The sequence below is a fragment of the Humibacter sp. genome (genome assembly GCF_051954055.1).
Classification (GTDB): domain Bacteria; phylum Actinomycetota; class Actinomycetes; order Actinomycetales; family Microbacteriaceae; genus Humibacter.
This window is the reverse complement of the sequence record NZ_JBQCIE010000005.1, coordinates 1-10,706: the sequence shown is the minus strand read 5'-3', so window position 1 is coordinate 10,706 and position 10,706 is coordinate 1. Positions and strand designations below refer to the sequence as shown.

The window sequence follows — 10,706 nt, the reverse complement described above, 5'->3', positions numbered from 1 at the left end:
TCCTCACCCCAGCCCGGGTAGAACGTGATGCCGCCGATCGGCGACCACGCCTGCGTCAGGATGCCGTGCTCGGCATCCGCGCTCTGCACGTCGCGCTGGGCGAAGTACGGATGCAGCTCCACCTGGTTCACCGCCGGCACGACCTCGGTCTCCGCTAGCAGGCGGTCGAGGTGCTGGGGCGTGAAGTTGCTCACGCCGATCGCACGCACGTCGCCGCGCTGCAGCAGTGTCTCGAGCGCCTTGTAGGCGGCGATCGTCTTCTCGAAACGGTCCGTGGCCGGCTGGTGCAGAATCAGCAGGTCGAGCCGGTCGACGCCGAGCTTGCCTGTCGCCTTCTCGAATGCGTGAAGCGTCTCGTCGTAGCCGTAGTCGGAGACCCACACCTTCGTCTCGATGAACACGTCGTCACGGTCGAGACCGGAGCGGCGGATGCCCTCGCCGACCTCGCGCTCGTTGAGGTACGCGGCCGCTGTGTCGATGTGGCGGTATCCCGTTTCGAGGGCGGTGGCCACGGCGTTCGCCGTCTCCTCCGGCGCGCTCTGGAACACGCCGAGGCCGAGCGGCGGCATGGCCACTCCGTTGTTCAGGGTCAGTTCGTTCACTGTCATGTTCACTCCTCTGGCACCAGGTGCAGCGTGTTCGGGTGGGCCTTCTCGCCCACGACCGTTCCCACGATGCGCTGTCCGTAACGGTCGTACTTGCGGTGGTACTCGGCGTCCAGCGTCGCGGCATCCACGTCGTCGGCCGCGGCGAACGTCACATCGCGCTCGACGCCCCCGGCACGGATGCGCCCGCGCCCGGCACGCTTCGCTCGCACGAACCACGGATTCGTGGCGCCATATGCGGAGCGCACGAACAGGTCGTCGCCGATCCGCACGGTCCAGATGGTCACGTAGGGACGCAGCGAACCGTCATCGCGTCGGGATGCGATCTGCAGCTCATCCGAGCGTCCGATCGCGTCGAGCTCGGCAGCGCTCCAGCCGCTCACGACTTCGCCTCGCGGTCGGCGGCGTCTTCGGCGAAGACGCGCTTGGCGACCTGGATGGCCGACATCGCCTTGGGCCAGCCGGCATAGAACGCAAGATGCACGATCGCTTCAACGAGCTCCGCCTCGCTCAGCCCGTTCTGCTTCGCAATGCGCAGGTGCGCGACGAGCTGCTCGGTGCTTCCGGAGGTGACCAGGCTCGACACCGTGACGAGGCTGCGGTCGCGACGCGGAAGCTCCGCACGCGCCCACACATCACCGAAGAGCACGTCGTCGGTGAGTTCGGCGAGCTTCGGCGCGATGTCGCCGACGGCCCTCTGCGCGGGGGTCTGGTTCTGTTCTGCGGTCATGCCCCAAGTCAACGCCGCTGCCGGCGGGAACGGGAGTGCCGATCGTTCCCGGTAACGCCAGTACCTCCTTCGCGTTCACAGCCGGTCTCGGCGATTGCAGCCACTTGAAGTGGCTGCGTTTGCACGAACTGGCTGTGGATGCTCGCGCCCCCGAACACGTCGGGAACGCCGCGCTCCGCTACGCCGTCTTCATCACGGTCGCGGTGAAGTTGTGCACCCGGCCGAGCAGGGCATCCGCTCGTTCCGCGATGTGCTCGGCGGACTGCGCGTGCGGCGGCGTGATGCGGATGAGCAGCGAGCACGCGAGGTCATCGCAGATGTAGGAGCCGATGGTGTTGCCGTTGCGTCCGGACTCGCCGGCCCGCGGCGCACTGAACATGCGCACCTGCGTCGCCGGTTGCGCGGAGTGGCAGAACGAGCACATGGCGGCGATGCCGGGTCGCAGCCCGCCACTTGCGGCACGCAAGACGATGCCGGTGGGTCGGTCGTTCATCCAGTGCACGATGTAACCGAGGTGGGATGCCTGCGGGTCGCGCCAGCCGAGGAACTCACGTTCGTTCCAGAGGGTCTCGTGGATGCCCGGAATGGGCAGTCTCGCCAGCTGTTCCGGTGTGGCGTTCACGAACGACGAACGGATGTCTTCTTCTGTCAGCGGCTTCACGCGGCTCCTGTTCCGTCTCGGCACGACGACCGCCCCAGGATAACCGCGGGGTACGGATGCCGCAGCCGCACCTCGCGCGCGGCACTATCGTCCTGGTATGGCCGACGAGCAGGCATCCTTGCGCATCCGGAGGGCGACGGCAGAGGATGCGCTCGGTATCGCGCGTGTGCACGTGCGGTCGTGGCGGGAGTCGTACGGTCACGTGTTCTCGGCGTTTCTGCTCGACGGACTGAACGTTCAGGCGCGGGCGGAGCGGTGGCGTCGCATCCTCACGGCCGGCGCCGAGGTGTGGGTCGCGGAGGTGCGGGCGCGAACGGGCGAGCGCATCGTGGGGTGGGCATCCGCCGGCGCAAGCCGTGACGCCGACGGCCCCGCGCCGCTCGAGCTGAACGGCATCTACGTGCTGCGCGACCACTACGGAACCGGTGCCGGTCAGCAGCTTCTGGATGCCGCGCTCGGCGACGCGCCGGCGTACCTGTGGGTGCTCGCCGACAACCCGCGAGCGCAGGCGTTCTATCGGCGCAACGGCTTCCTGCCGGATGGCACCAGCAAGGTCGACACATTCGGCGGCGAACCGGCGGACGAGGTGCGGATGGTGCGCGGGGTGCCACGGGAGGATGCCGAAGGAGGCGAGCGATGAGCTCATACGGCTTCGAGGCGGGCGCGGCGAGCGCGATCCTGCCTCTCGAAGCGGGCCTTCCACTCGGCGGATACCTGGCGGACCGGCGAGAAGCCGTTGCACCGAATTCGAGCCTCAGCGTCCGCTCCGTCGTGCTCGCGTCCGGGGAGGTACGCGTCGCCATCGTCGTGTTCGATCTGCTCTACGCCGGCGCGGGGCTCACCTCGCGGCTTCGCGAACTGCTCGAGGAGCGCCTCGGGATGCCCGCCCACCGCGTGCTCGTCGCCGGCACGCACACGCACTGCGGGCCGCGCGACATCACCCTGGAGTCCGGACCGGAACTCGTGGAGGTACTCGCCGAAGCCGGTTTCGGCGTGGTGGCGGAGGCGATCTCTCGGCTTGCCCCGGCCAGGGTCCTCTCCGATGTGCTCAGTGGCGTCGCGATCGGACGGAGCCGTCGTGACCCGGACGCTTCGGTCGATCACGATGCACAGCTCGTGGTCGTGCAGGGGACGGACGGCAGCGTCGTCGCGACTCTCGTCAACCTCGCCTGTCATCCGGTCGTGCTCGACGACGCATGGCATCGGTACGATCCCGACTTCGTCGGACCGCTGCGGTCGCTGGTCGAGGATGCGATCGGTGGCATTTGCGTGTTCCTGCAGGGCTTCGCCGGCGACGTGAACCCGGTACGCGTGGAGAGCTCCCCTCGGGAGGCGCGCCGCGTGGGGCTGGGCGCCGCCGGACTCATCGTTGGTCGGATCGCCGAGATCACCGCCACCGCCCGCGATGCCGGGGTCATCAATCTCAGCCTGGACGCCGTGGTGCCGGTCCCGCTGCGGCAGGCGGCAGTGCACTCCGGACCGCTCACCGCAGCCTCCGTCGTGGTCCAGGCGACGCGACGTCGAGGAGCCGTGGAGCGGGGTCCTGGCGCCACACCGACCGCGATCGCCATGGAGGAGTGGATCACAGGCCTGCGAGAGCAGCGTGACCCGGTGTTCAACTCGATGGAGTTGGGGGCATCCGACATTCCGCTGGAGGTGCAGGTGATCGGCGTCGGCGACTCGCTGAGGCTTGCGGCGTTCCCTGGGGAGCCGCTCGGCGCGCTCCGAGCCGGGGTCACCGCGCGGTTCCCCGGCGCTCACGTTCTGACCGTCGGCTACGCGAACGGTGCCCCCGGATATCTGCCCGACCGTGCAGCCTTCGCGAATTCCGGTTACGAGGTGGGATGCTCGATCGTCGCGCCCGACACCGCCGAGCGCCTCATCGCGGCTATCCCGGATCCTCCGGTCGGCGGCGCCGGCTGATTGCGGAATCCCTGTCCGAGATGATCGCTATCGGCGCCGGAAACGGCAACCGCGGACAGGAAAGTCTCGGAGGCCGCGAAACGTGCCGCGTGACACCTACGGCAGCACCCCGACAGAGGCAAGCGCCGCGCGCACGAGCGCGCCGCGGCCGCCCTCCAGGTCTGCGGCGACCTGCGGTGAGGATGCCTCGGCCGGCGACATCCAGGTGAGCTCGAGGGCATCCTGCCGCGGCTCCGTCGTGCCGGTCACGGGCACCACATACGCAAGGGACACCGCGTGCTGGCGGTCGTCGTCGTACGCGGAGACGCCCGGGATCGGGAAGTACTCCGCGACCATGAACGGCACGGGGCTCGCCGGCAGCTGTGGGAACGCCATCGGCCCGAGGTCCTTCTCAAGGTGCCGGAAGAGTGCGTCCCGCAGCGTTTCCCCGTACATCACACGACCCGAGACGACCGTGCGGGTGATCTCGCCGACCGCGTTCGCCCGCAGCAGCAGCCCGACCTCGGTGACCTGACCGAGCCCGTCGACACGAACCGGCACGGCCTCGACGTAGAGGATGGGCATCCGCCGCCGCACCTGCTCCAGTTCGATATCGCTGAGCCACCCGGGTCCCACGCCGGGCAGCGCCCCGTCGTTCGACGCCTGGTCATCCGGGTCGGGGTCGGGTGTGCGCACCTCCATGCGTCGATCTTACGGATGCCCGTGCCCGTGCCGGCCCAGCGCCTCACGACCCGCTGGTCGGACCACGGTCGATGGGTTGGAGATCCGACCGCAGCAGGCGGAACTCCTTGCGGCGCAGCATCCTGAGCAGCGCCGAGGCCGGGAACCCGAATGCGGCACGCCCCGGCTCGACGGGATACGGCTCGATCGCGGTCACCACGTAGTCCTTGCCCCGGAAGACGACCTCGCACCGGCCGGCGGCGACGATGTTGCGGTACCACTGCACGTCAGGGCCGTAGGTGAGCTCCGCCACGAAACCCTCCGGGACGCGGGCGAGGATGACCGGCGTCTCGTACACCGTGCCGCTCTTGCGGCCTACGTTGCGGACGAGTGAGAACGGCCCGACCCCGCGGCGAGCGAGCCTGCGCGTGAGGCGGTTGAGGCTGTTGTTGAGCACGGAGAGATACCCGCGCTTGGAACGACTCATCGCTGCCATGTGCCGTCATCCCCTTCCTGGAGGTCATCGCTTGAGCTACACGAATCTGCATCCGCTACACGCTAATCCTGTGGCGGATGCCGATAGGTGTCGCGCAAAGAAGAAGGGGGGCGGAGCCGCTACAGGAATCGGCAACCGCGCCGGTTCCCGTCAGCGGTGGTATGCGTCACGACGATGGGAGATCGAGACGACTTCGACCACGAGACGTTCATCAAGGATGCGATAGATCACGCGATACTCGCCTCTTCGGGCGGAGTACAGAGGTGCCAGGGGCTCACGCAAAGGCTTGCCGAGCCTGCGCGGATTCTCGCGCAGCGCACCCATGATGAACTCGAACGCTGCAGCAGCGACCTTTTCTGGCAGGTCCCGTTCGAGAGCCCGTCGCGCGGACCGCGTGAAGACGACCTCGTAAGGTCCGGTCACGTCGTGAGCCTGCCGCGGGCGATCATCGCGGCCCGCACGTCGGCGGCAGAAGACAGCTCACCGTACGTCAGTTCGGCAAGACCTTCCCGAACCGCCGCGACCTCCTCCGGATTACTCAGGATGTCCACCGTCTCGAGCAGGGAGTCATAGTCGTCAGCGCTGAGGATCACGGCCGCCCTACTCCCGTTGCGAGTCACTTCGAAGCGCTCATGCGTCGTGACGGCCGACTCGATGAGCTTTGAGAGGTTGGCGCGGGCATCCGCCAGCGAGAGCGTTGTCATGTACAGAATTATAGCGATGCGAGCGGCGGGCAGGGCTCACCCCTGCAGAGCCGCCAGCACGATTCCGGTCGGGATGCTCACCAGCAGCACGACGACGACGATGCCGTACAGCCACACCGCCCAGCGAAGTCCGCCGACGACGTGCCGCAGGTGCACGAGTTGCAGCACGAGCACGACGACGAGCAACGCTCCGCCGATGCCGACGACGAACGGGATGCGCACGAGGTCGCCGACGACGACCGCAGCGTTCCCTGCGTTCCAGCAGACGAGTTCCACGGCGAACACGCCGCCCGTCATGGGCGAGGGCGCCACGTATCGCCGCATGATGCCGAACAGGCATTGCGCGACTCCGCAGACGAGCACGAGGTAGGCGGCGAGCCACGGCCCGCTCGCGAACCCGAGCGGTGTCGACACGGCGGCGACGAGGCCGCCAAGAATGACGAACGCGGAACCGATCAGAAAGAAGGTGAGGGCGAACCGGCCGTTCATCGCGCCGGATCGTCGCCCGTGTGCACGAACTGCAGGCTCCACGCCTCGGGTCCGCGCTGCAGATACGTCACGGCGAACCGGTCGCCCGTGCGGTCACGGATCTGCGCCAGCAGCGGCAGCGGGTCGTGCGAGGCGACGAGCACGAGGCCATCTCGTGGCCGCAGCGAGTCCAGCGCCCCGAACACGGTGGCGTGCCGGATGCTGTGCGGCACCTCGCGCACGTCGAGTTCGGGGAAAGCGCCGCCCTCGACGACGCCGCACTCACACACGGCGGTCTCGAGCAGCGCGCGGTGTTCGGGCGACGGGGCGTGCGCTCTCTCCGCCCCGTCGCCGTCCTGTTCGGGCTCGGCGGCGGCATCCGCTCTGCCCACTTCGGTCCCGCCGACGCCTGCCCTGTCCGAGGGCGCCCGCGTTGCGGCGTCGGCGAGAGTCAGAAGCACGTGGGCGCTCTCCACCGCGTGGAGGGCGTGCCGCACGTGAGCGGCGATGTAGACGATGCCGCCGGTCTCGAATCGCTCGGTCGCGCCGTCGACCTCGATGTCGACAACACCGGAAAGCACCTGGATGAGAATGGGGACGGCCGCCTCGTGCTCGCTCATCGTCTGTCCCTTGTCGAGCGCGAGCCGCACGATTCCGAATCCGGAAAGCTTGAGGATGCGCTTGCTCGCGACCTCAGCTGTTCGCAGCCGCAGCAGGTCGATCAGCGATTCAGCATCATTCGCGATCGTGACACTGCGCTCGGCAGCCGCTGGAGCGTTCACCGGATCCTCCCGTTCATCGGACTCTCGATGAGTTTAGAGCATCCTGTTCCGTTTTATTCGACGAGTTCCGTCTCTCCGCCAGGACGGAGACGTCGACGCGAACCCGAAACGACGATGCATGCTGATGCGATCGCCGCGAAGACGACGGCCGCGGCCGCGAACATCCAACTCACGCGCGGCACGAATGCCGCGGCGGATGCGTCGCCCGCGAGCACTCCGAAGACGGCCACGCCGAGCGCGCCGCCGACCTGTCTCGCCGTGTTGCTGGCCCCGGATGCCGCACCCGAGGCATCCGGCAGCGCCGCCAGCGCCGCGGCGACGACGGCGGGCGTGAGGATGCCGATCCCGGCTCCCCAGACCACGAGTGACACGGCGAGCACCACGAGCCAGACCGGTTCCGCGACGCGGATGCTCGCGGCCAGACCCGCGAAGCCGAACGCGGCGATGACAAGGCCGACCGCCGCGGTGCGCCAGCGCCCGATCCGGGCCACCATTCGCCCTGCCGGTGCGCCGAGCAAGGGAAGGGGCAGCATCCCGGGCAGGAGGAGCAGCCCTGCGGCCAACGGGGAGAGGTGGCGCACGTCTTGCAGGGTCTGCGTGAGCACGAACAAGGCTCCGAGCACGCTGAAGTTCATCAGGCCCGCGACGCCGCAGGCCGCGAGAAGCGGGCGACGCGCTGCCTTCGGCACCCGCAGCAAGGGATGCCTCGCCCTCCGCTCGACCCACCACAGCGCCAACGCGGCGACGACGACGAGTGCGATTGCGGCGCCGGCGAGCACCGGTTCCTCCAGCTGCACGACCGCGGTGACCAGCGCCGCGAGCATGACGGTGAGCGTGACGGCGCCGAACCAATCGACGCGTCCGTTCCGTCGCACTCGGGGCTTCTCCGCGCTGCGGGAGGCGACCACCGGAACCAGCGCGGCGACCACAACCGGCACGTTCAGCCAGAACACCGCGCGCCAGCCCGCCGAGGCGACGAGAAGGCCGCCGACGAGCGGCCCCGCGGGCAGTGCGGCGCCCCCGATGGCCGCCCACACGCCGACCACACGGGAGCGCGCCGCACCGTCACCCGCCCGGTCGACCAGCAGGGCGAGGGTGCCGGGCAGCACGAGGGCGGCACACACGCCCTGCAGTGCGCGTCCCGCCACGAGCACCGGCCACGCCGGAGCGATCGCGCACACCACGGAGGCGAGACCGAAGCCGAGGAACCCGGCGATCACGATTCTGCGATGGCCGAGCCGGTCCCCGATCGCCCCAGCCGCCAGCAGAAGCGCGGCGAGCGGCACGGTGTAGGCATCCACCACCCAGACGAGGCCCGGCGAGTGCACACCGAACCCGGCACCGATGCTCGGCAGCGCCACGTTGACGACCGTGACGTCGAGCAGCACGAGGAAGTAGCCGCCGCACAGGGCCGCGGTCAAGGTCGGGCCGGCGGTCAGAAATGTGCCGGTTCGTTCGCGCCTCACGGTCTTCCATCGTGGTCAAGGAACGTTTCGGGATGCGCCGAAACGATTGCGACGTAGCCTGGCGACTATGTCAGGCACACCGGATCTCGCGAGGGCGGCATCCGCCTTCGCCGACCCTCGCAGAGCGCGGGTGCTCATGGCGCTCGCGGACGGGAGGGCGTTGCCCGCCGGACGGCTGGCGGAGGAAGCGGGAGTCGCGGCATCGACGGTGAGCGCGCATCTGGCGCTGCTGCTCGACCTCGGGCTCGTCGTCGTGGTTCCGCAGGGCCGGCACCGCTACTACCGGCTCGCGAACGGCGACGTCGAGGGCGTTCTCGAAGCGCTCGCACGCATCGCACCCAAGACGCCCATCACCTCGCTGCGCGAGCACACCCGCACGGAGGCACTGCGCACGGCCCGCACCTGCTACCACCACCTCGCCGGACGATTCGGCGTCGACCTGTTCCGCCGCCTCATCGACAACGGATGCGTCGTGGGAGGTGACGCGCGGCATCACCCCGACGATCCGACCGACCGGCTCTCGTCGCCCGGGCGCAGCGACCGCTATCGCCTCACCGACGGCGGTGCGTCGGTCCTGGCGGACTGGGGCGTCCCGGATGCCGTGCTCGGCACCACCACCCCGCTGCGGTACTGCGTGGACTGGACGGAGCAGGCGCACCACCTCTCCGGCCCGTTGGGCACCGCGGTGGCTGCCAGGTTCTTCGAAGCCGGGTGGATCGAGCGCGGACGGGTGCCGCGGAGCATCCGGGTCACCGATCAGGGCCGTGAAGCGCTCGCGGCGTTCCCGGACACCGCCCGCGCCACCCGGTCGGCGTGACGCGTGCGGCCCGGGACCGCCGCTGACCTCACTCGGCCAAGGCGTCCACGATCAGTTCGCTCAGCTCCTGCGGCTTCGTGAACTGCGGCCAGTGGCCGGTGGGAAGACCCGCGATGTGCAGCGACGACAGTCGAGGCGTGTCGCCCAGCCAGCCGACGCCGCGGTCGATGAGCTCGTTCAGGTCCTCAGCCGACATGGTGGTGATCACGATCGTCGCCGGCACGTCCAGCCGCCTCTCGTCGGTCAGGTGCAGCGGGTCGGTCGCCGCGTGCGAGGGCGACGGATGCGTGTGTCCGGCGATCTCCTCGCCCAACTCGGGCGTGATGTCGCGCACGTCGCCCTCATCGAAGGCATCCCAGCCGGGGAAGGGCATGTCGGCATCGTCGTGCGGAACCTCGTCGTTGACGATCGACCCTTCTCCGCCCGGCCAGCTGTCGACATAGACCACGCGGTCGACCCGCTCGGGCCGACGGTCCACCGCGCCGTACGCGACGAGTGCACCACCGCTGTGCGCCACCAGCGCGACCTTCTCGTCGGCCGGCACCTCGTCGATGAGGTGAACGACGTGGTCGATGTGCGTGTCGAGCGTGATTCCGTTGCGGTCGGCGTCGTTCGCCTCGAGACCGGGCATGGTGAGCGGATGCGCGCGGTACCCGGCAGCCTCGATGGCGGGAGTGACGGCATCCCACGATGAAGCGTCGAGCCAGAGTCCAGGAATGAGGAAGGTTTGCATCCCGCGACGGTAGCGCGAGCCTCTGTCGTTCGCGCAAGGCGGACGACGGAGGTCTGTGCTGTCATGGAGCGATGAGCGAGGTGCTCGACCGCTTCTCCCCCGCCACCCGCGCGTGGTTCGAGGGGGCGTTCGACGCGCCCACCACGGCCCAGCTCGGGGCATGGGATGCCATCTCCCGCGGCGAGCACACTCTGGTGATCGCCCCGACCGGATCCGGCAAGACGCTCGCGTCGTTCCTGTGGGCGATCGACCGGCTGATGCATCCGCGCTGGAGCTCAGAGCAGAGGCCATTTCTGGCCTCTGCCGCGACGCCAGCGCCGCCCGCCGTCTCGGCGGACGGTCCCCACGCCGACGAGAAGCCCGGCACGAAACGCGGAACGCAGGTGCTGTACATCTCCCCTCTGAAGGCGCTCGGCGTCGACGTGGAGCGCAACCTTCGCTCGCCGCTTGCCGGCATCACGCAGACCGCGAAGCGGCTCGGAGCCGAACCGCCGAACGTCACGGTCGGGGTTCGCAGCGGTGACACGCCGGCGAGCGACCGGCGAGCGCTGCTGGCGAAGCCGCCGGACATCCTGATTACCACGCCCGAGTCGCTGTTCCTCATGCTCACCTCCCAGGCGCGCGAGACGCTCGCAAACGTGCAGACCGTCATCGTCGACGA

Annotated in this window: 16 protein-coding genes; 4 read left to right on the top strand and 12 right to left on the bottom strand. The window is 69.2% G+C overall.

The window, feature by feature from the left end:
* The 4 genes from ACTHNC_RS00420 to ACTHNC_RS00405 all read right to left on the bottom strand — a co-directional run.
* Positions 1 to 608, bottom strand: a 608-nt coding sequence (locus tag ACTHNC_RS00420; protein ID WP_440292610.1) for an aldo/keto reductase, incomplete at its 3' end; no start/stop codon positions are given.
* 2 nt (positions 609 to 610) lie between these two features.
* The gene (locus tag ACTHNC_RS00415) at positions 611 to 988 is read right to left on the bottom strand and encodes a DUF2255 family protein (protein WP_440292609.1); all 378 of its coding nucleotides are present in this window, start codon (positions 986 to 988) and stop codon (positions 611 to 613) included.
* Complete coding sequence (locus ACTHNC_RS00410) at positions 985 to 1,335, bottom strand: carboxymuconolactone decarboxylase family protein (RefSeq protein ID WP_440292608.1); 351 nt, start codon at positions 1,333 to 1,335, stop codon at positions 985 to 987. The genes ACTHNC_RS00415 and ACTHNC_RS00410 overlap by 4 nt, the downstream gene beginning before the upstream one ends.
* 178 nt (positions 1,336 to 1,513) lie before the next feature.
* A complete protein-coding gene (locus ACTHNC_RS00405) occupies positions 1,514 to 1,996 on the bottom strand; it encodes an FBP domain-containing protein (protein WP_440292607.1) in 483 nt (160 codons plus the stop codon).
* A 97-nt stretch (positions 1,997 to 2,093) separates the two neighbouring features.
* Between ACTHNC_RS00405 and ACTHNC_RS00400 the strand changes: the two genes are divergently transcribed.
* Both ACTHNC_RS00400 and ACTHNC_RS00395 read left to right on the top strand, forming a co-directional pair.
* Complete coding sequence (locus ACTHNC_RS00400; RefSeq protein ID WP_440292606.1) at positions 2,094 to 2,636, top strand: N-acetyltransferase family protein; 543 nt, start codon at positions 2,094 to 2,096, stop codon at positions 2,634 to 2,636.
* Positions 2,633 to 3,919 carry a hypothetical protein gene (locus ACTHNC_RS00395; protein WP_440292605.1) on the top strand — a complete coding sequence of 429 codons (1,287 nt, stop codon included), beginning with the start codon at positions 2,633 to 2,635 and terminating at the stop codon, positions 3,917 to 3,919. The genes ACTHNC_RS00400 and ACTHNC_RS00395 overlap by 4 nt, the downstream gene beginning before the upstream one ends.
* Positions 3,920 to 4,015: 96 nt before the next feature.
* Here the strand turns inward: ACTHNC_RS00395 and ACTHNC_RS00390 are convergent, their stop codons facing one another.
* The 7 genes from ACTHNC_RS00390 to ACTHNC_RS00360 form a co-directional block, all read right to left on the bottom strand.
* Positions 4,016 to 4,600 carry an NUDIX hydrolase family protein gene (locus ACTHNC_RS00390; protein ID WP_440292604.1) on the bottom strand — a complete coding sequence of 195 codons (585 nt, stop codon included), beginning with the start codon at positions 4,598 to 4,600 and terminating at the stop codon, positions 4,016 to 4,018.
* 43 nt (positions 4,601 to 4,643) lie between these two features.
* Positions 4,644 to 5,075 carry a nitroreductase family deazaflavin-dependent oxidoreductase gene (locus ACTHNC_RS00385; RefSeq protein ID WP_440292603.1) on the bottom strand — a complete coding sequence of 144 codons (432 nt, stop codon included), beginning with the start codon at positions 5,073 to 5,075 and terminating at the stop codon, positions 4,644 to 4,646.
* Positions 5,076 to 5,225: 150 nt separating this feature from the next.
* On the bottom strand, positions 5,226 to 5,498 hold the full coding sequence (locus tag ACTHNC_RS00380; protein WP_440292602.1) for a type II toxin-antitoxin system RelE family toxin: 273 nt from the start codon (positions 5,496 to 5,498) through the stop codon (positions 5,226 to 5,228).
* Positions 5,495 to 5,779: a type II toxin-antitoxin system Phd/YefM family antitoxin gene (locus ACTHNC_RS00375; protein ID WP_440292601.1), complete on the bottom strand. Its 285-nt coding sequence runs from the start codon at positions 5,777 to 5,779 to the stop codon at positions 5,495 to 5,497. Before ACTHNC_RS00375 ends, ACTHNC_RS00380 begins: the two co-directional genes overlap by 4 nt.
* Positions 5,780 to 5,815: 36 nt before the next feature.
* Positions 5,816 to 6,268 (bottom strand): hypothetical protein, encoded by a 453-nt coding sequence (locus ACTHNC_RS00370; protein ID WP_440292600.1) that lies wholly within the window; start codon positions 6,266 to 6,268, stop codon positions 5,816 to 5,818.
* A complete protein-coding gene (locus ACTHNC_RS00365; RefSeq protein ID WP_440292599.1) occupies positions 6,265 to 7,029 on the bottom strand; it encodes a DUF2249 domain-containing protein in 765 nt (254 codons plus the stop codon). Before ACTHNC_RS00365 ends, ACTHNC_RS00370 begins: the two co-directional genes overlap by 4 nt.
* 53 nt (positions 7,030 to 7,082) lie before the next feature.
* Entirely contained in the window at positions 7,083 to 8,495 is a 1,413-nt protein-coding gene (locus tag ACTHNC_RS00360; RefSeq protein ID WP_440292598.1) for an MFS transporter, read from the bottom strand.
* Positions 8,496 to 8,562: 67 nt separating this feature from the next.
* Between ACTHNC_RS00360 and ACTHNC_RS00355 the strand changes: the two genes are divergently transcribed.
* Positions 8,563 to 9,312, top strand: a complete 750-nt coding sequence (locus tag ACTHNC_RS00355; protein ID WP_440292597.1) for an ArsR/SmtB family transcription factor — start codon at positions 8,563 to 8,565, stop codon at positions 9,310 to 9,312.
* A 28-nt stretch (positions 9,313 to 9,340) separates the two neighbouring features.
* On the opposite strand, the gene ACTHNC_RS00350 is transcribed toward ACTHNC_RS00355, so the two are convergent.
* On the bottom strand, positions 9,341 to 10,045 hold the full coding sequence (locus ACTHNC_RS00350) for an alpha/beta fold hydrolase (RefSeq protein ID WP_440292596.1): 705 nt from the start codon (positions 10,043 to 10,045) through the stop codon (positions 9,341 to 9,343).
* Positions 10,046 to 10,116: 71 nt separating this feature from the next.
* On the opposite strand from ACTHNC_RS00350, the gene ACTHNC_RS00345 reads away from it, so the two are divergent.
* Positions 10,117 to 10,706, top strand: a 590-nt coding sequence (locus ACTHNC_RS00345; RefSeq protein ID WP_440292595.1) for a DEAD/DEAH box helicase, incomplete at its 3' end; no start/stop codon positions are given.

Coding starts and splice junctions, on each gene's coding strand:
- ACTHNC_RS00410 (WP_440292608.1), bottom strand. CDS start 1,335: ATGACCGCAGAACAGAACCAGACCCCCGCGCAGAGGGCCGTCGGCGAC.
- ACTHNC_RS00400 (WP_440292606.1), top strand. CDS start 2,094: ATGGCCGACGAGCAGGCATCCTTGCGCATCCGGAGGGCGACGGCAGAG.
- ACTHNC_RS00395 (WP_440292605.1), top strand. CDS start 2,633: ATGAGCTCATACGGCTTCGAGGCGGGCGCGGCGAGCGCGATCCTGCCT.
- ACTHNC_RS00390 (WP_440292604.1), bottom strand. CDS start 4,600: ATGGAGGTGCGCACACCCGACCCCGACCCGGATGACCAGGCGTCGAAC.
- ACTHNC_RS00385 (WP_440292603.1), bottom strand. CDS start 5,075: ATGGCAGCGATGAGTCGTTCCAAGCGCGGGTATCTCTCCGTGCTCAAC.
- ACTHNC_RS00375 (WP_440292601.1), bottom strand. CDS start 5,779: ATGACAACGCTCTCGCTGGCGGATGCCCGCGCCAACCTCTCAAAGCTC.
- ACTHNC_RS00370 (WP_440292600.1), bottom strand. CDS start 6,268: ATGAACGGCCGGTTCGCCCTCACCTTCTTTCTGATCGGTTCCGCGTTC.
- ACTHNC_RS00355 (WP_440292597.1), top strand. CDS start 8,563: ATGTCAGGCACACCGGATCTCGCGAGGGCGGCATCCGCCTTCGCCGAC.
- ACTHNC_RS00350 (WP_440292596.1), bottom strand. CDS start 10,045: ATGCAAACCTTCCTCATTCCTGGACTCTGGCTCGACGCTTCATCGTGG.